This is a genomic window from uncultured Succiniclasticum sp. (assembly GCF_902793885.1).
Taxonomy (GTDB): domain Bacteria; phylum Bacillota; class Negativicutes; order Acidaminococcales; family Acidaminococcaceae; genus Succiniclasticum.
Genome location: NZ_CADBFF010000005.1, coordinates 1 through 17504 on the forward strand (window position 1 = coordinate 1; position 17504 = coordinate 17504).

General features: G+C 46.5%; 16 protein-coding genes, 1 pseudogene and 1 riboswitch. Of the genes and pseudogenes, 15 read left to right on the forward strand and 2 right to left on the reverse strand.

The window, feature by feature from the left end; all coding sequences use genetic code 11:
- Nucleotides 1-372: 372 nt before the first annotated feature.
- The 7 genes from QZV31_RS03660 (at nucleotide 373) to QZV31_RS03690 (ending at nucleotide 8536) form a co-directional block, all read left to right on the forward strand.
- Nucleotides 373-999, forward strand: a complete 627-nt coding sequence (locus QZV31_RS03660; RefSeq protein WP_093730289.1) for a CatA-like O-acetyltransferase, family 2 — start codon at nucleotides 373-375, stop codon at nucleotides 997-999.
- Nucleotides 1000-1151: 152 nt separating this feature from the next.
- Nucleotides 1152-2339, forward strand: coding sequence for a carcinine hydrolase/isopenicillin-N N-acyltransferase family protein (locus QZV31_RS03665; protein ID WP_295358243.1), 1188 nt, complete (start codon nucleotides 1152-1154; stop codon nucleotides 2337-2339).
- A gap of 136 nt (nucleotides 2340-2475) precedes the next feature.
- Nucleotides 2476-4104 carry a dicarboxylate/amino acid:cation symporter gene (locus QZV31_RS03670; RefSeq protein ID WP_295358246.1) on the forward strand — a complete coding sequence of 543 codons (1629 nt, stop codon included), beginning with the start codon at nucleotides 2476-2478 and terminating at the stop codon, nucleotides 4102-4104.
- A 405-nt stretch (nucleotides 4105-4509) separates the two neighbouring features.
- Nucleotides 4510-6375 carry a von Willebrand factor type A domain-containing protein gene (locus QZV31_RS03675; RefSeq protein WP_295358249.1) on the forward strand — a complete coding sequence of 622 codons (1866 nt, stop codon included), beginning with the start codon at nucleotides 4510-4512 and terminating at the stop codon, nucleotides 6373-6375.
- A 231-nt stretch (nucleotides 6376-6606) separates the two neighbouring features.
- Nucleotides 6607-6696, forward strand: a riboswitch (SAM riboswitch).
- Between the two features lie 76 nt (nucleotides 6697-6772).
- Nucleotides 6773-7627, forward strand: a complete 855-nt coding sequence (locus QZV31_RS03680) for an N-formylglutamate amidohydrolase (protein WP_295358252.1) — start codon at nucleotides 6773-6775, stop codon at nucleotides 7625-7627.
- Nucleotides 7628-7777: 150 nt separating this feature from the next.
- The gene (locus tag QZV31_RS03685; RefSeq protein ID WP_295358255.1) at nucleotides 7778-8002 is read left to right on the forward strand and encodes a hypothetical protein; all 225 of its coding nucleotides are present in this window, start codon (nucleotides 7778-7780) and stop codon (nucleotides 8000-8002) included.
- Nucleotides 8003-8308: 306 nt separating this feature from the next.
- The gene (locus tag QZV31_RS03690) at nucleotides 8309-8536 is read left to right on the forward strand and encodes a hypothetical protein (protein WP_093730298.1); all 228 of its coding nucleotides are present in this window, start codon (nucleotides 8309-8311) and stop codon (nucleotides 8534-8536) included.
- 243 nt (nucleotides 8537-8779) lie between these two features.
- Here the strand turns inward: QZV31_RS03690 and QZV31_RS03695 are convergent, their stop codons facing one another.
- On the reverse strand, nucleotides 8780-9850 hold the full coding sequence (locus tag QZV31_RS03695; RefSeq protein WP_295358259.1) for a hypothetical protein: 1071 nt from the start codon (nucleotides 9848-9850) through the stop codon (nucleotides 8780-8782).
- Between the two features lie 374 nt (nucleotides 9851-10224).
- Here QZV31_RS03695 and QZV31_RS03700 point away from each other — a divergent pair, with 374 nt between their 5' ends.
- The 7 genes and pseudogenes from QZV31_RS03700 to QZV31_RS03730 all read left to right on the forward strand — a co-directional run bounded on the left by QZV31_RS03700 (nucleotide 10225) and on the right by QZV31_RS03730 (nucleotide 15616).
- Nucleotides 10225-10494, forward strand: a complete 270-nt coding sequence (locus QZV31_RS03700; RefSeq protein ID WP_295358262.1) for a hypothetical protein — start codon at nucleotides 10225-10227, stop codon at nucleotides 10492-10494.
- A gap of 15 nt (nucleotides 10495-10509) precedes the next feature.
- The gene (locus QZV31_RS03705) at nucleotides 10510-10812 is read left to right on the forward strand and encodes a type II toxin-antitoxin system mRNA interferase toxin, RelE/StbE family (RefSeq protein WP_295358265.1); all 303 of its coding nucleotides are present in this window, start codon (nucleotides 10510-10512) and stop codon (nucleotides 10810-10812) included.
- Nucleotides 10813-10919: 107 nt separating this feature from the next.
- Entirely contained in the window at nucleotides 10920-12449 is a 1530-nt protein-coding gene (locus tag QZV31_RS03710; RefSeq protein WP_295358268.1) for a lyase family protein, read from the forward strand.
- 35 nt (nucleotides 12450-12484) lie between these two features.
- Nucleotides 12485-12886 (forward strand): NifB/NifX family molybdenum-iron cluster-binding protein, encoded by a 402-nt coding sequence (locus QZV31_RS03715; RefSeq protein ID WP_295358271.1) that lies wholly within the window; start codon nucleotides 12485-12487, stop codon nucleotides 12884-12886.
- Nucleotides 12882-13130, forward strand: a pseudogene (locus QZV31_RS03720) (N-acetyltransferase); the annotation flags it as partial. The gene QZV31_RS03715 and the pseudogene QZV31_RS03720, both read left to right, overlap by 5 nt.
- 481 nt (nucleotides 13131-13611) lie before the next feature.
- Nucleotides 13612-14208, forward strand: a complete 597-nt coding sequence (locus tag QZV31_RS03725; protein ID WP_295358276.1) for a ClpP family protease — start codon at nucleotides 13612-13614, stop codon at nucleotides 14206-14208.
- Between the two features lies 1 nt (nucleotide 14209).
- Nucleotides 14210-15616 (forward strand): type IV secretory system conjugative DNA transfer family protein, encoded by a 1407-nt coding sequence (locus QZV31_RS03730; RefSeq protein ID WP_295358279.1) that lies wholly within the window; start codon nucleotides 14210-14212, stop codon nucleotides 15614-15616.
- Between the two features lie 186 nt (nucleotides 15617-15802).
- Here the strand turns inward: QZV31_RS03730 and QZV31_RS03735 are convergent, their stop codons facing one another.
- Nucleotides 15803-16690: a diguanylate cyclase gene (locus tag QZV31_RS03735; protein ID WP_295358282.1), complete on the reverse strand. Its 888-nt coding sequence runs from the start codon at nucleotides 16688-16690 to the stop codon at nucleotides 15803-15805.
- Nucleotides 16691-17053: 363 nt separating this feature from the next.
- On the opposite strand from QZV31_RS03735, the gene QZV31_RS03740 reads away from it, so the two are divergent.
- The gene (locus tag QZV31_RS03740; protein ID WP_295358285.1) at nucleotides 17054-17374 is read left to right on the forward strand and encodes a nucleotide pyrophosphohydrolase; all 321 of its coding nucleotides are present in this window, start codon (nucleotides 17054-17056) and stop codon (nucleotides 17372-17374) included.
- Nucleotides 17375-17504 lie beyond the last annotated feature (130 nt).

Here is a 17504-nt window from a genome sequence, read left to right on the forward strand (position 1 = left end):
TCTAAAGAGTATTTTTTCCTTTTTCTCATAAAAATAACTCCCTTCATAGAATTCAGTGTTTTTTATTTCACTGTTTTCTATAAAGGGAGCATATCATTTTCCACGGCTGTTTTTTTGTATGACAAATCCCAGTTTTGCTACGATTGCCGTATTCTTTGTTCATACAGGCCTTTCAGGAACCTACTATGAAGTCGTACGACTCATATGCCCGAAAAGGGAAAACCGCCGGCTATGCCGGTGGATATTTATTAAATTTGCTGTTTGCTTCTACGAGGGGAGACTTTTGGCCAGCAAAATGTGGTAAAATAGAAATAGGCAAAATAGGCAAATAGGCAAACGGTCTGGTACTGGTAAATGAAAGGCAGGGGAACCATGAAAACCGAGATTTTACCCCAGGAAAGCAGTCGTGCCGAGGCTTTTTCCCTATGGATGTCATCACCTATGCCGATGGTGACCTTGGTAAAGACACTGAATGTCAGTCACTTGCTGAAAATGAGGAAAAAGAGTGGCATAAAATTCACATCACTGATGTGCTGGTGCATTGGCAGGGCTGCCAGCAATATAGAAGAGTTTTACCTGTTGCCGGAAAATGGAAAGCTCTTTCGCTTTGACAAGCTTGTCATTAATGTCATCGTTGCAAACAGGCAGGGCGGGATTAACTTTTGTGATATTCCCTTTTCGGATGATTTGGAGCAATTCAACAGGGATTATCTGGAGTTTACCCAAAGGGCGGCGACTGAATGTAAAAGCAGTTTTATCGAAGACTGCATGATTATCGGCACGTCGGCTATAATACAGACAGAACTGGATTGCATTGTGAATCAGTATACGGAAAAATACTCCAACCCGCTGGTGATGTGGGGCAAATACCGCAAAGGGCTTTTCAAAACGGTCATGCCTGTATCTTTCCAGTTCCACCACGTGCAAATGGATGGCGGCCATGCGGCGAGATTCTTGGAACAGTTGCAGGCGGAAATTACAAGCTGCGATAAAAAATAGCGAATTTGAGCCGGGTAGGAGGAGATTAGACGAATGCAGATATTATACGTACACGGAAAAGGTGAACCGCTGAGGAAAGCGAGCACTACAAGCCGCTGTTTCCCGCTGATGAGGATATTGGGGCGGTAAATCTGTGACAGGTGGGATTAAAATTGAGAAAACAGGCTGCTTTGATTTGGAAAAGGCTGAATTGGTTAGTAATGATAGCGTTCATGGGAATTGCTTTGGTCAACTGCGCCCAGTCTGTCTGTGCATCCGGGGCGGGAAGCCGCGGCGTCCTGACCAGGCTGGACGATAAAGGTTACCTGTATTACATGGACTACCAAAAAGATTATTACAGTCCGAAAGTCATGAACATCATGCGGAAAATAGGGTACATCGATCCCGGCTGCTCAGTCTTCTTTACCCATAACGTGAAGGGAGAACCTGTTACCTGCCGGAATTATGATTATCCACACCGTATTTCAAAAAAAGACAAGTCCCTGACCGGGCTAAATGTTATCCTTCACTGCAAACCGGAAGGCAAGTATGAATCGATTGCGGTGGCTGACGCAGTCTGGTGCGATGAAAACAATCCGCTGTTACAGAGGGGCGGTCCGGATCAGGAGGGATTCACCCCCGGCTTGCTGGATATTCTGCCTTACCAGTGTATGGACGGGATCAATGAAAAGGGCCTTTACGTCTCCATTCAGCGTGTTGATATCAAAAAAGGGGAACAGCCGTGCCGCTTCCCGGCCGGGTCCAGCATGTTGCTGCGCTATATGTTGGACGACTGTGCGAATATAGATGAGGCGGTCCGGAAAACGAGAACCGGCATCCTGGTTCCGGAGGACTGGCAGAATTGCCATTTTATGGTAACGGATGCAACGGGCCGCAGCATCGTGATCGAGAGCCGGAACAGCGTCGTATGTGTCGTTCCTTCTGATATCTGTACGAATTTCTATCTGGGCAGCGATGATATGGAGGATTATTATCAAAATGGCAAGCTTAGGGAAGAGGCTGTCAAAATGACCGATGAAGCCATGACGCCGAATTACCGTTACGGCTACGGTCATGGTTATCATCGCTTCGTGACGATTCTGGGGCAGCTGGAACGCTACAGGGATACGGCTAAAAAGGAATACTATACAGTAATGCCCGAACCTACCGCATTATTAATTCTCCGAAGCGTGGTGCAAAACCCTTACACGAATGCTTCCGGTATTTCCATGACACAGTACAGCGCAATTTACAACAATAAAAAGAAAACAGTGGAAGTCTGGCCGTTCCAGGACTATTCAAAATCTTTCAAATTCGGCGTAAAAGGAAACCGGATATCATCCGGTCAATACGCTCATTAAGATGACAGACCTGAAAATTCCATTTTTCCTCAACAGCTGTAGAATTAATTTTTCTGCGGCTGTTTTGTGATATAATGTTGGCAGTGATATAAATCAAGATTTAACTCTAAAAAGGATAATAATAAAAAGTTGCATTATGAAAAAAGAAAAACTTGTGTTAAGCAAAAACACCTTTTCGGAAACCATGAACTGGTTGGAACAGGAGTTATGCAAGGCTAAAATTTCCCAAAAGGAAATTCTTACGGCACAGCTTTTGCTGGAAGAAACATTCCTCCGTCTGTCCGAAGGCGCCGGGAATCCGGAAGACTTTTCGGTTACGGTTGCGTTGCGCCGCCGTTTTGGGGATATAAGCCTGCTTCTGGAAGCCAATGGTGAACCGTACAATCCTATGGTGGAAATGACAGAGGTGAACGAAGAGGAAGAAGACGCCTACGGCCTGGCGGTGCTCAAAGCGCATCGGAATCAGGTGGGTTATTCCAGAAAGAATGGAAAGAACCTTGTATCGATAAAGGTTCACGAATCTTCCACCAAAGATGCCCGTAATACGTTCATCGGCATTGTGTTGGGGATGGTCTGCGGTATTCTGTTGAAAGGGAATATAAGTGCCGCTGTGCTGGATCATATCAGTGTAACCATGGCCGGATCTGTGCTGAAAATGTTTATGAATGCACTTTCCATGACTATAGGTCCCATGATCTTCATCTCGGTCATCGCCGGCATCACCAACATGTCCAACGCGGCGGATATAGGACGCATGGGTGGAAAACTGATTGTGTTTTCTCTGGTGAAGCTGTTTTGCTGTACGGTAGTGGCTGTTGTTTTTGGCCTGCTGTTCTTTGCCGAAGGTCTTCCCGGTCTGGCGGAAGCCATCCCGCAACAGGCCCTTGTGACCAAACCCGGTTTGTCTCTGCTGGATATAATTACGGGTATTATTCCTGCTAATCTGATTCAGCCATTTTCTACCGGTAATGTGCTTCAAATGCTGTTTTTGGCCTGCCTTTTCGGCGTTTTTATCAACCGGGCGGGGGAACAGGCTCAAGCAGCAAAAGCGCTCATTGAATTTTTAAACGTCCTCTTTATGGACATTATGAACGTAGTGGTAAAGTTTATCCCTGTTGTTGTGTTTTTTTCCATGATGCAGTTCATGCTGACCACCGGGACGGACGCATTGGTTTCCCTTGGCATTGTGTTTGTTGCCCATGCTCTGGATACGGTGCTGGTTATTTTTGTATCAGGCCTGTTTGTAGCGCTGGCGGGAAGTTTATCCCCGGTTCCGTTCCTGAAGAAGGTCCTGGCCTTTGCGCCGGTGCCGTTTTCCCTGAACAGTTCGAACGCCTGTATCCCGCTGACCCTGAAGCTCTGTTCTGAAAAGTTAGGTGTTGACTCCCGGCTGGCCATGTTCTCCATACCCGTAGGACTGCAGTTTAATATGAATGGCAGTAACTTTTATATCACGATGCTGGCGGTTCTGATGGCGCGTTCACTGGGATTGGAATTGAACCTGAATGTGCTCGTGACGCTGACCGTATCCGCGTTCCTGATATCTGTGACTATGGCAGGCTGCCCCGGTAGTGGGATTATCGCCCTGTGCACAGTGTTTGAAACGGTGGGGATCCCAACGGCGGCTGTCGCGATTTTTCTTCCCATAGAAAGCATTGTGGGAATGTTTTCTACCGTGAGTAATGTAACATCTGATGTTGCTTCTACCATGATGCTGGCAAGCAGCGAAAAGCAGTTGGACAAAGACGTATATATGGCGAAGTAAGCCATCTTTTGACAAATCCCGGTTTTTCACAGTAAGTGATTCAACGGCCGTGAAAGTGCAACGAACTTTCGCGGCTGTTTTTTTAATACGTCAAATCCCAATTCTTAATACATTCCTTTGCAATAAAAAGTATTACAACCTTGCTGTGCGCCATGCTCAGCAGGGTATTTCTTATTTCACAGAAAAACGTAAAACTTCTGAAACCCTCATAAAGACTGGCGCGCGGCGCTTCTCAAAGTACGTACAAACGGACTGGCAAAGTTGTAAAATTAAAGTAGGTCAAAGGGGGCAGGGGAAATGTCGCCTGTGAAGCGACCACTTTGATTCATTTTGCTTATATAATTAACGTACAGACAGCGAAGAACGTACAGTGAAAACATTATTATTAAAAAGGAGAGAACAGTCATGAAGTTTAAGCGTTTGATCAACAAATCGAAAGAGACCCGCAGAAAGTATGAATACTATCTCAGTCTGGGCTACTCCGAACATGCAGCCAAAGTACTGAGCGTAGTAACCTATGGGGATGAGAAGCTTGTATTTCTCATTAAACAGCTTGGCAGGAAGAATGTCATGGAGGAACTGTATGCCTGGCTGCACGAGAGAAAAGAAGGAACGCCGGAAGAGGCAATAGAAGCGTTTTACGAAGAGAAGCATCCCCGCCCTAAATACGAAGAGGAGCGGGGGCTCGGATGTTCAGGCGCCGGTATCATGGCATCCGTCCGTGCTTCCAGTCGTGTTTTTTCCAGAAGAGTTGCGGCAAAGAAAGCAGCTCCTTCGCTTGCGGTTCAGAAAAACATGATGATGTGTTGTGACGCGTGTGAGGAGGCCGCTCCCGCTCCCTGGATGGCCGGTGGTTCGGTAGCTAGCGCTGACTCCGAACTCATGGAAGCGTTATCTACGGATTCTTACGAACCCATTGAAGAAAAAGATGCGAAAAATGTCTTTACATCGCCGACATCCACGTTCCGGATGACCACCAGCAACGCGTCCATGGGCATTGTATTTAACCAGATCCGGTCCGGGCGTCGCGTCAACATGGATGAGGTGCGCATTGAGGAAGTACTCAACTATTTCGATTATGAAGCGGAAACGCCGAAAGACGCCAAGTTTGCCATCTGCACCGAACTGATGGAAAAGAAAGGGAACAAAAAGATCCTGTTCATTGACGCAGAGGCAGCCAAAGAGAAAAAGGAACATCAGAACATCATCCTGCTCCTGGATACATCGGGCAGCATGTGTTCTAATGATGAAGTGACCCAGGAAGCCATTGCGACCGTGTTCAGTAAGCTCAAAGCCGGAGACCGCATCAGCCTGGTTACCTACAGTACGAAAGACCATACTTACTTTAAAGGTTTCGAGATTCAGGACGAACAGTCCAAAGAAGACCTGATGGGCATTGTTCTTGGAATTGAGATTGAGGGCTGCACCTATGGATCCGCCGGAATTAACACGGCGTATGATATCGGGGAGAAGTTTTACAAACCGGACTGGAACAATCAGGTGATCCTGATTACCGACGGCGACCTGAATTTCGGTATTACGGACAAGCACGGGCTGAAAGGTCTGATTGAGAAAAAGAAAAAGAGTAATTTGTTCCTGTCTGTGATCGGCACGGGTCTTTACAACTACAAGGACGATAACCTGGAAGTCCTCGCGAAACACGGCAACGGCACGTACTGCGTGGTGAACAATCTGGACGATGTGGATGAGTCTGTGAACCGGCGGTTTATTGCGCTGACGAATATCGTTGCCAAAGATGTGAAAGCACAGGTTGAGTTTAATCCCCGCTTCGTAAAATCGTACCGGATGCTGGGCTACGAGAACCGTCAGCTGAATCACGAAGATTTTAAGAATGACAAAGTCATCTCCGAACCCTACGGCAGCGGCGGACACGGCATTGCTCTTTACGAACTGGAGATGAATGAGGAAGAAAATCCCGCTGCTTCCTCTGATTTGAAATATCAGAAACCCGTGCTCACAAACTCTGATGAACTGGGATCCGTGTCCATCCGTTACAAAGAACCGCTGAGTGATAAAAGTTCCCAGGTTGAGACGGCAGTTTACAATACGAATCACAGCACACAGAATATCCAGCTGGCTTACTTCCTCTACTGCCTTTCTGAAAAACTCCGGGGCTCAGATAAACTGGACGAGTATGACGAGCAGTTCCTGGATGTGATGATCACAAGCGAATTCTACAAGAACTTCTCCGGCGCAAACAAAGAGAAACTGGAAATGCTTCTGGATGCGTTCAAACACAATGAGGAGTAATGTTAGTTGAAGTAAATAATGAAGGAATGACAGGGGCATCGACCATCCCTGGAAACAGGAATGAGGCTTGACGTGGCAATGTCATTAAGTTAAGCTGATCTTGCTAATGTTTGTCAAGAGTTTTGCATGCATATAGAATCTCCTTTTGACGACCTTACCAACATTTGATATAATAAACCGGCAGTGAAAACTGTCCAAATTTTAATACATAATCCGGAAACGGAACCCAATTGACCATAAAGAGTACGCGAGAGACAAGCTCGGTGACCGTACAGCAACCTGGCCGGAACGGCTAAGGTGCTAAAGCTTGTATGATGGGAAGTTGAAATTACAGCCCATCATAACGATGGGCTTATTCTTTTGCCTCTTTATGATCGCAAACAGGAGGCGAAAGAAAATGAAATCAATCAAACTTGTTTTGGCAGCGTTACAAAAATGCAAAAGCTGCCTGCCAGCGTTTGGAAAAACAATGGAACAGCCGCGGATCATCGTCCACATTCCTCACAGCAGCACGAACATTCCAAAAATCTTCCAACAGGAGTTTTTGCCGGAAAAAGAAAAACTGCACAGCGAATTGCTGTGCATGACCGACTGGTACACGGATGAACTGTTTGCCTGCCCGGGCTGCCTGGCTGTCGTTCATCAATTCAGTCGGCTGGTGTGCGACCCGGAACGGTTCCTGGATCCGGAAGATGAAATGATGTGGCAGAAAGGCATGGGCATGTATTACACGCGCATGTCAGACGGCGGCCTGCTAAAACGCAGTCCGCTTACTTCATCGGCAGGGGTGCAGGCTTACGGCAAAGCACTGAAAATCTATCAGCAGCATCACAGCAGGTTCAGGTCAGCGGTACAGAAACAATTAACCGCGTTTGGCGGAGCATTGATCATTGACGGACATTCCTTTTCGGCATCGGTATTGCCATATGAAGCAAAAGGGAATCAGTATCTTAAACGTCCGGAGATATGTCTTGGGACAGATCCTGTTTTTACTCCGGACGACCTGCTGGCTATGGCTAACGAATATTTTACGAAGGCAGGACTGGAAGTGGCGGTTAACACGCCCTTTGCCGGAACCGTGGTCCCTGAACCTTTTTACTCCTTGCAGGACAAACGGGTACAGAGCCTGATGATTGAAGTGAACCGCAGTCTGTACATGGATGAAAGAACCGGAAAGAAGAAAGAAACATTTGAAGAAGTTAAATACTGTCTGCAGCGATTTTTGAAAGTTTTGTTTTTACAAAAAAAATAAGTCCACAGTTGTAGTTTTACAGTAATATAGAAAATCCTCATGATTAATAAAAAGTTTCTAATTTAAACACAAATTTTGTGAGTAATCGTGGTGTTATTATAAAAGAGAACTGTTTCGGATTTTAAATTTGTGTTACGAGGGGGATTCATCATGCCAATCAACAAAAAAGAGCTCACAAAAGAAATGCTGGAAAAAGCCCTGCAGTGCAAATCAGCCGATGAACTGATCGCGCTGGCAAAGACAGGCGGGTATGAGATGTCAAAAGAGGAAGCGGAATCGTACCTGGCGGAACTGTCTGATTTTGAATTAGACGGTACAGCTCTGAAGAATATTGCCGGTGGCAGCTGTTATGTTGATTGCTGGAGTGACGACTGATCTTTCAGGGATTAATTTAAGGAAACACTGATTAATTCGTCTGCACGTTGACCGGTGCACTTTGTTTTTATAGATGTTCCTGGGTATTAATACAGCTTGTTATCTGACAGGCTGTATTTTTCTTTTTGTTCGCTTTTCTTATTATAAATCTTGTGATACAATAATATCGAACAGAAGTTCTATAAAATTGATTATTCCGATGCGCTGAAAGCGCCTGTCCGGCGTGTTGGAAATCACAAAAGTGCATAAAGCTCTCTCTTAGAAACAGTAAGGAACAATCAGGCATATAGTCAGGAGGCGAGACTCATGAAGATCAATTTGAAAGTCCATGCAGAATTCGACATAGACGGCAGCATCAGGCCGACGTCCATCGTATGGGAGGACGGGCGGGTCTTTGCCATAGACCGCGTTCTGGATATTCGCCGGGCGGCCAGTCTGAAAGCCGGCGGAATGGGTATGCGGTACACTTGTCGGATCTGTGGCAAGGTCGTTAATCTGTTTAACGATGAGAACCATTGGTTCATGGAGGCGTGAGCGTTTCAGAAAGTGTACATATAGAAACGGGCCAAAATTATGTTCTTAAAAGTCGGTTTTACCTTTTTGGGGCGTACCGATCTTTTTTGGGACATTTTGGGACAGAAAGGGGATGGCACTGGACCGGGCGATCCGTTGTGGGAATGATAGCAGTGAGAGTGTGTATGATGGCAGGGGGATATTACTCGTATAAAAAAGACCGAAGTTGCGAGCTTCGGTCTTTAACAGATGTTGTGATTATTATCAGGGTACGCAGTTGCTTATTTTCATTGCAGTATAAAAAGGAGAATTGGATCTAATTTCCCATATATCCCTGTCGTAATCATGGAAATTTCCGCTTACGGAAGAATTTTCCCTAGATGTTACGTTAACCAGCATTTGATGGGTTACGTTATCAAATATTCGGACTCTGGAAAGATAAGCCGAAAATAAACCTTTTGTACCTCCACCCATTGACAACAGGATAGTACCAAACTTAGTACCGGACTGATTATATCGCCGTCCGTTGAAGTCCAAGGGAACAATCTTTATTACGCAGGCATAACTCCAACCAGTTTCATGAACGTGACACCCCTGTCCTTCTGATAAAGGTAGTCCGTGCCTATGATTGAAATACACATCATACAGGCCTGTGGATTCTGCGGTACCCGTATATGGCCTCATCCGTGTTTCCCATTCAAAAATTGTGGGATAGTTATTTTGCTGGATATAACGTCCCATATATGTCCACTCGCCATCAGAGGCCCCGATGGCCATGGGCATGGGAACAAGGCCAGTAATTTTTGGGAGTGGCGCAGTGTTTTGGGGAACCGGTTCTTGTTTTGGCTTGACTTCCTTTGTGAACTCTTTATCATTTTTCAGAGAGTCTTTGATCTTCAGCACCGTCTTTGCTTCGATGCTTTTTTTGTTAATGTCTGTCGCAATTTGCATACTGGTTGGATACTCATAGGCATCTACCGTTTCCTGATTTGCATCCTTCAAAGAAAAGGAACGCAATGTTCCGGTGGCGTTGGCAGTATTGAATCCCCACTTTTCGATGTGGTAGTGTTTGGAACCGAGTTGAGCGCAGTTGTCTTTACGGCAGGTGCTGCCATAATAATAATCGTTGATGATCACCTCGAACTGACCGGGGCCGGTAACAGAAACAGAATCGGAATCATAGAACCGCACGAAATGATCTGCTTTAGACCATTCCACGACTTTCCAGTGGTTCCTGTCCAGCTTGCAGTCTTTCAAAACATCGTCAATACTTTCGGCAAAAGCGGAAGAGCAGACGGTCAGCAGAAGCATGACCAACAGCATGAGCTTTTTCATATTGGGCCTCCATAAGAATAGATTTGATAATCATATTGTAATTATATCACGATTTCAGAAAATGAGGTGGTGTATGTTCATATTCTTTGAAAAACTTTTCCATTCCTGCGACAAAACAAAGAACGCACTTATGAGATCCATGCAGTTTCAGGAGGAGTACCGCCAGGCAGACCATGGACGAATGCATAGTTATGCGGGTGAAGGCGGTATAAGTCTCGTTAACAGTGATGATATTAATGCCATACATAGAAGAAACCCCGTGTAGTCAGCCTGAGTTTCTTCTTTTTCAAATAATACATGATCGCTGTGTTGCGTGTAATACTTGACATTACTGTATATACAGTATATTATTATAAAAAAGGGAGGTGACCAACATGGCAACAAAAGCGTTGAATTTCAGGATGGATGAAAAAGAAATGGTTGATTTAAAGAAAGTTGCTGCCGTTTTCAATATAAGCGTTACTGACTTGGTCAAAGATGCAATTAAGGAGCATGTCACAAAATTAAAAAAGGATCCTTTCTACAGGCTGACAGCAAATGTGGAGAACGCTACCGAAGCAGAAACAGAAGAAATATTAAAAGAATTAGAGAACATGTCAGATGACGATCTTTCCATAGTTTCGGTTAAACATGTTTCGGTTTGATATTTGGGTGACGATATGAGTAAAAAAATATCAATCGAGTATGAAATTCAGTACACAAAAAAGGCGGAGAAATTTTTTAAAAAGCATGAAAAGGTCCGTGAACAGTATGAATTATCTATTCAGCGATTGATTACTGATGATCATCCGGAAGAGATAGATGTCAAAAAAATCAGTGGCAAAATGAACGAGTATTTTCGTATCAGGCTGGGTAACTACCGGGTTATATATGCAGTCATTAACAAACGGATTGTTGTAATCAATACGTTGCTGGCGGGAGCACGTGGGGATGTGTATAAGAAGATGACGAATCTGAACTAAAGGATACATTATGCTGTCCGCAAAGTGATCGACTGCTATGAGAACGCACAAAAGCAGTACCCGGAGTAATACCGGATTTATTGAACAAAAAGGATTATAGGTGCAAAATGAAAAGAGAAATTTTAAAAAAAGCGCTGTTGATGCTTCCTCTGCTTGGAATTATGGGAGGCGCCTATTTCCCGGAACCGGCTGAAGCCGCAGAACCCTGGCCGCCGCGGGATAATTTTTACTGGTTGGGGCAGATTAACAAGGCCAGTGATATCATCAATACGGATGAAAAGCTGCTGACGAAAGAAGAAGGTCGGCGTTTTGCCGCTGCCATTCAGAAGGTGCTGGATGACGGCAATAAAAAGGGAGCGGAACGTCCTACGGTTGTCATTACGTTTGAACCATTTCTTATTAAAGCTGGTGGACCGGATATTACCAAGATTCATGCCGGACGTTCCAGTCAGGACATGCTGACTACGGTGAGTATTTTAATGCAGCGGGAGCAGTTGCTGGAACTTTCCGCCGCATTGAACAAGATGACGGCGACGCTGCTGAATCTGGCCCGGGCTCATGAAGGAACGCTGATTCCCAATTATACCAACGGCGTGCAGGCCCAGCCCAACAGCCTGGGGCATTTTCTGCTGGCTTATGTGAATGCGTATGAAAGGGATCACGACCGGATTCAGGAGTATTATAAGCGTCTGAACCGTTCGCCTATGGGTGCAACCGTGCTGAACGGTACGGGCTGGCCCTTGAACCGTGACCGTATGGCGGCGTACCTTGGGTTCGACGGCCTCGCTTATAATACGTATGACGCGGGGCAGGTCTTTCCGCAGGAGGCGCCGATAGAAATGGGAGGCATTGCCAGCAGCATCGCCATCCATACCACAAGTCTGATACAGGAGATTATGCAGCAGTATGCACAGCCACGTCCCTGGATTTTGTTGCAGGAAGGCAATGGCAACACATATGTTTCAAGCGCCATGCCGCAAAAGCGCAACCCGGGGATTTTAAACCGCTGCCGTACGGACAGTTCCACGTTGCTGGGCCTGGCAGTAGGGGAGGCATTCCGCGCTCATAATATACCGGCCGGGATGGCGGACGGACGGATCCGGGGTACAGATACGATTGTGAAGAAAACCACCAGTGTAGTGAACCAGCTGGACCGTATTTTACAGGCTCTTGATATCCGGCCTGAACGGGCGTTAGAGGAATTGAATCTGGACTGGACCTGTTCCCAGGAAATTGCGGACGTGATGATGCGCAAGCATAATATTCCGTTCCGCTCCGGGCATCATTTTGCTTCGGAAATTGTCACCTACGCGAGGGCACGCAACATTACGCCGGTGGATTTTACTTACGCCCATGCTCAGGAAGTTTACCGGAACGTTGCTGCAGCGGACGCATCGCTGCCCCGGGAGCTGCCCCTGACTGCGGAAGAACTGCAGGAAGCAAAAGACCCGGCAGGTATTATCCGGAATCGGGCAGTAAAGGGCGGACCGCAGCATGGAGAGATGCAGATTATGTTTGCGGAGGCGCAGAAGGTTTTGAATGCAAATATTGTCTGGCAGAAGAATGCGGCGGGCAAAGTGGGCAATGCGGAAACAAAACTGAACAATGATTTTGCTAAGCTGCTGCAAGACAATTAAATTCATAAAACATTATGGAGAAAGGCAATGGTGTAATGAGAATTGCAGTTACCTACAAAGATGGAGAAGTATTTCAGCATTTCGGTCATTCGGAACAGTTTAAACTGTATGATACAGAAGGTGAAAAAATAACAGGAGAGCAGATCGTTGATACCAATGGAAGCGGTCACGGCGCATTAGCAGGTTTTTTACAGGCGGCCAGGGTCGATGCGCTGATCTGTGGCGGCATAGGTATGGGCGCCCGGATGGCGCTGGCAGATGTAGGAATCAGGCTTTATGCCGGAGTTCAGGGTTCAGCAGATGAGGCGGCGAGGTCTCTTGTCGAAGGAACGCTAACGTATGATCCGGATGCCTGTTGCGACCATCATGAACACCATCACGGCGATTGTGGTCATGAGCATTGTTCAGACCATGGTTGCCATGGAAATGGAACATAGTAAGGGCATAGGATTCGCTGCATGGTGCGCGGTGGAAAAACTCCATCCGGAAGTTAAGATTTGGGAAACGATGACTCCATATTTTGAAAAAAGGAATATCCATTTCTATGTCAACCGCTGCAGATTTCATATTGTAGAGTTTTTCAACAAATATCATCCTGACCCGGAGGATTCGGACGCGGGCAATGAACTGGACGATCAGTTCCCGGACGGGATGTTCCGTTTTGAAAAAATAGTGAAGTAAATCGCAATTTGTCATGAGTGTAGAATAACAGTGTTACGTTGTTGTTTTTCTTACAGCCGTGGATTTTCCGCGGCTGTTTTGTTAGTATAGGCTTTCTGCAAGAAGCGTCCATAAAAATGCAAAATTAAATAAGATCCTGAATCGGATAAATTATAGAGTGAGCCTTGTAGGATATAAATATAATAGGAAGAAAAATTGAAAAATGGATTTTTCTACAAAAAAATTAAATAAGTACTTGACAACACGGGGCGTTTGATGTACAATTACCTTGTGTTCGAAACCTTTGTTTTTAAATCAACGGAAGACTTCGGATCAAACGATACCGACGGCTTCAAATTACGTTTCTGCGTTCGGCATATGGCCGGATGGATACGCAGTCAATCATTCAAGTTCAATCGTTAATTGTCAGAGATGTTATTTGAAGTTTGCGGGTGCGGTTTGATCCGAAGTCTTTTTTCTTTGCAGAAAGGAGGAACGAACCATGTCTGAAGTTATTCAGCGCACCGCCAACGGGGTCGATGTCATCTCGTTGGACACCTTCAATTGCGAAAGGAGAACCCTCTGCATCCGGGGTGAGATCACCCAGGAGAGTGCCTTCGAGTTCGCCCTGACCGCAGCGTACCTCAACAGCCTCAGCGAAACCGAGTCCATCACCGTGTACATCAACAGCCCGGGAGGCGACATAGACGCGGGTCTCTTGATGTACGACGTCATCCAGACCAGCCCGGCCCCTATACGGCTGGTGGCTCTGGGAACCGCCTACAGCATGGCAGCCCTGCTGTTCGCCAGCGGCCTGCACGGTCGTTATCTCCTGCCCAACAGCAAGCTGATGTTACACGAACCCCTGCTGGGTTACCCCATCGGAGGCAACACCTCGTCCATCAAGACGATCTCCGACGATCTGCTGGCGACCCGGGACAAGCTCAACACGCTCCTGGCAAAGCACACCGGCAAGACCCGGGAGCAAATCGAAGAAATTACAAAACACGACCATTTCTTCACGGCTGACGAAAGCGTAGCCTTCGGTCTGGCCGATGAAGTCATTACGTTCGACAGATTGGTAAAGGAGGGATGCTGATATGTCGAAAGGTAACCGTAGCTTTTCCGATAGGAACAAGATTGCAGGGCTGGTAAGCGTGTTGGAAGAACGCAAGACCAGATTGATGGAGGAGGATTCCTCCAAAGTAAAGAAAGAACCGGCGTGGGAGAAGGAATATGATTCCCTGATCCTTGGTGACGGCCCGAAAGGGACGTACAGCATGGACCCGAAAGTTTCCCAGGTCAACAATAACGTGCTGGTCATCGCCGGCACGGGCGGCGGCAAGACCAAGAGCGTGGTGGAGGCTAACCTGCTCCACGCCTACCACCAGAGCATGGTGGTTCTGCTGACCAAGCGCCGCCTGCTGGACCAGTACGGCCCCCTGCTCAAAAGCAGGGGGTACGATGTCAAGGTGCTGGACCTGGTCCATCCGGCGCAGTCGGACGTGGGGTACGACCCCATGCTGCACCTCAGGGACGACACCGACATCATAGGGCTGGCCAAGGCGCTGGTCTCAGCGTCCGGCTGCACCTCGGCCAAAGATCCCTACTGGGAGAACAGTGCTGCCGATCTCTTCACAGCCTTCATCAAACTCACAAGGCTGCTGTACTGGGACTGGGCCCGTATGGACAGAGTCCTCAAACTCATCCAGAAAATAGATTATCCCCCGGCCCTGGATGAGGATGACTGCGCCAGCATGTCCAAGCTCCGAACTCTGAACCCCGTCGACCAGTTTGTTGCGTTGCGGAAGAAAGACCCGCAGATGTTCATGAGTTGGCTTCAGTACAGTAACAACGCCTCCAACACGAAAGCCTGCATCCAAAGCATGTTGTTCTCCGCAGTGAACGGCGTGCTGACCGAGGGGATCCAGCGAATCATGGCGATGCCAAAACAGCTGGAGTTCACGGATCTGGTCAATCGAAAGACTGTGCTGTTCGTCCTCACCAGCCCGGTCAATCCCGCACTGCATCCCTTCGCCAACCTGATGTTGGGCACCCTGTTCAAAGAACTCTTTGAATATGCGGAAAGCCTGCCGGGTGGGCGCGTTCCGATTCCCCTGACGGCGATCTGCGACGACTTCGCCACTGGCGGACAGATACCGAAATTCCAACAGCATATCAGCATCTTCCGCGAGAAAGGAATCTCGGTGATGATGCTGGTGCAAAGCCTGTCCCAACTGGAGTCCATGTATGGTCCGGCCGCTTCCGTCACCATCCAGGACAACACGGACAATATTGTCTACATGGGTGGCAACAACCTGGATACCGCCGAGCAGATGGCCCGGCGTATCAACAAGCCCATGGATGAGGTGCTGGCCCTTCCCCGGGGACAGATCTACCTCTTCCGCAGCGGGCAGAAAGGACTCCAACTGCAACGGTACCAGATTTTCAACGATCCGCTGTATAAGCAGAAGATCGCCCCGCTGGAAGCTGCAAACACAAGATAACGTATCCCGTATGTACCGTACCCGGGCAGGACCTGGGTGCGGTACATCTGATTGGCGCTAAAACCCAAAGAAATGCCCTCACTCTGATTTGTTCCAGAGTGAGGGCATTAACTATTTTTATTGCAATTTTAGAGAGTTCGAAACTCTCTCATTATTAAATTATCAGAGTACTGATGTCTGCCATGATCACTCATACCGTTGACCGAGAATGTCCATCTTGCCCTGGCGTTTTACCTCATACATCAGGTCATCCGCTTTTTCAAACATGCTCCGCAGATCAACTGCTGTCTCAGCCACACCGTACACATAACCGGCAGAAAACTTAATATCAGGTTTGTTATCGCTGTGGCTTAGTTCGTCCATCCGATTCCTCATTTGATGAAGCTGGTTATCGAATAAACTGGTATCTACGTCTTTCCGAATTAGAAGAAACTCATCGCCGCCGTAACGGTAGGCGTCAGTATTGGTAAAAAATTCTTTTAATCCGTTGCTTATTGTCCGTAACACATCATCTCCGGCATCATGGCCGTAATTGTCGTTGATTTGTTTAAAATTATCTACATCCATATAGGCGACGATAAGGTTAATACCAACATAATTATGATAATTTGCCCGCAGGGCATGACGGTTATACAAACCGGTGAGGGGGTCGGTCTCGCTTTGGGTTTTCAGCTTCTCGTTATGTTCCCGCAGCTGTCCATTGGCTTTTATCAGTTCCCTTTGCGACTTTTTCCAACGGTAACGCAGGGTCGCGACGATCGTGGTGTTGATGATAACGCTGATTGCAATCGTTAATATCTTTTGGAAATTAACGGCAGTGTAGCTGAAAAAGCTGTGGTTCGTAGAAAAGAAAAACATGGAGTACAAAATAATCAGCGCTGCGGAAATAACACCTGCCGTACGACCAAACATGCCGGTGAAAATAATCAGTCCGGTTATCAGCACCATATTCGGATTGGGAATTTTCAAAAACCAGGCGATGGCAATCAACAGGGCCATGCCCAGAAAAGCTATCAATGAAGTGATAATCAAATTGCCGTTTTCTTTTTGGTTAAAAGCCGTTTTATTTTCCATTTAGTGTGAGCCCCGGTTTCTTAAGGAATAGTACGATATGTATCTGCTATTCTTATTTTAAAAAGAAAAACAATTATTGTCAAATTTCAGGGAGTTTTTCAAAATACTGAAAAAGATAAGAGTTTTAATGCGCAGGGTATTTTTTAACTGGGAAGCATAATGTACCGTTTATCTTCATTAATAAAAAATAAATGGTTATAAATACCTTTAAATGATATAATTAAAATGTAATAAAAGTAGTAATTTGGTGGTTTGGTTACCGGTTAACGTATATCAGATTTTGTTTTATTATGAATGGTCGCTAAAAGTGGCGGAACATAATGGGGCGAGTCAGTGATTCTTTTAAATCGTTTGGAGGAAACCATGAAACAGGAAACCATAGACAGGATCCGGAAATTTACGGAGGACCGGGATTGGGACCAGTTCCATACGCCTGCCAATCTGGCGAAGTCTATCTCCATTGAGGCCAATGAGCTGCTGGAATGTTTCCAGTGGAGCGATTCGGAGTATGATGTGGCTCACGTCAGGGAGGAACTGGCGGATGTGCTGGTGTATTGCAGAAATATGCTGGACAAACTGGACCTGGACGAAGATGAAATTATCAATGAAAAGATGAGTAAGAACGAGGCTAAGTACCCGGTGGATAAGGCCAGGGGAAAAGCGGACAAGTATGACAGGCTGTGACAGGAATAACGGTAGGATGGAACCGTTGCGGAGACGTTCCATTCTATGACGATTACGATACCATCGAAGACAGCATGAAAAATATCCGAAATCGCAAACAGTAAAGGAACGATATATTGCATTCATTTTT

Coding starts and splice junctions, on each gene's coding strand:
- QZV31_RS03660 (WP_093730289.1), top strand. CDS start 373: ATGAAAACCGAGATTTTACCCCAGGAAAGCAGTCGTGCCGAGGCTTTT.
- QZV31_RS03670 (WP_295358246.1), top strand. CDS start 2,476: ATGAAAAAAGAAAAACTTGTGTTAAGCAAAAACACCTTTTCGGAAACC.
- QZV31_RS03675 (WP_295358249.1), top strand. CDS start 4,510: ATGAAGTTTAAGCGTTTGATCAACAAATCGAAAGAGACCCGCAGAAAG.
- QZV31_RS03680 (WP_295358252.1), top strand. CDS start 6,773: ATGAAATCAATCAAACTTGTTTTGGCAGCGTTACAAAAATGCAAAAGC.
- QZV31_RS03685 (WP_295358255.1), top strand. CDS start 7,778: ATGCCAATCAACAAAAAAGAGCTCACAAAAGAAATGCTGGAAAAAGCC.
- QZV31_RS03690 (WP_093730298.1), top strand. CDS start 8,309: ATGAAGATCAATTTGAAAGTCCATGCAGAATTCGACATAGACGGCAGC.
- QZV31_RS03695 (WP_295358259.1), bottom strand. CDS start 9,850: ATGAAAAAGCTCATGCTGTTGGTCATGCTTCTGCTGACCGTCTGCTCT.
- QZV31_RS03700 (WP_295358262.1), top strand. CDS start 10,225: ATGGCAACAAAAGCGTTGAATTTCAGGATGGATGAAAAAGAAATGGTT.
- QZV31_RS03705 (WP_295358265.1), top strand. CDS start 10,510: ATGAGTAAAAAAATATCAATCGAGTATGAAATTCAGTACACAAAAAAG.
- QZV31_RS03710 (WP_295358268.1), top strand. CDS start 10,920: ATGAAAAGAGAAATTTTAAAAAAAGCGCTGTTGATGCTTCCTCTGCTT.
- QZV31_RS03715 (WP_295358271.1), top strand. CDS start 12,485: ATGAGAATTGCAGTTACCTACAAAGATGGAGAAGTATTTCAGCATTTC.
- QZV31_RS03725 (WP_295358276.1), top strand. CDS start 13,612: ATGTCTGAAGTTATTCAGCGCACCGCCAACGGGGTCGATGTCATCTCG.
- QZV31_RS03730 (WP_295358279.1), top strand. CDS start 14,210: ATGTCGAAAGGTAACCGTAGCTTTTCCGATAGGAACAAGATTGCAGGG.
- QZV31_RS03735 (WP_295358282.1), bottom strand. CDS start 16,690: ATGGAAAATAAAACGGCTTTTAACCAAAAAGAAAACGGCAATTTGATT.
- QZV31_RS03740 (WP_295358285.1), top strand. CDS start 17,054: ATGAAACAGGAAACCATAGACAGGATCCGGAAATTTACGGAGGACCGG.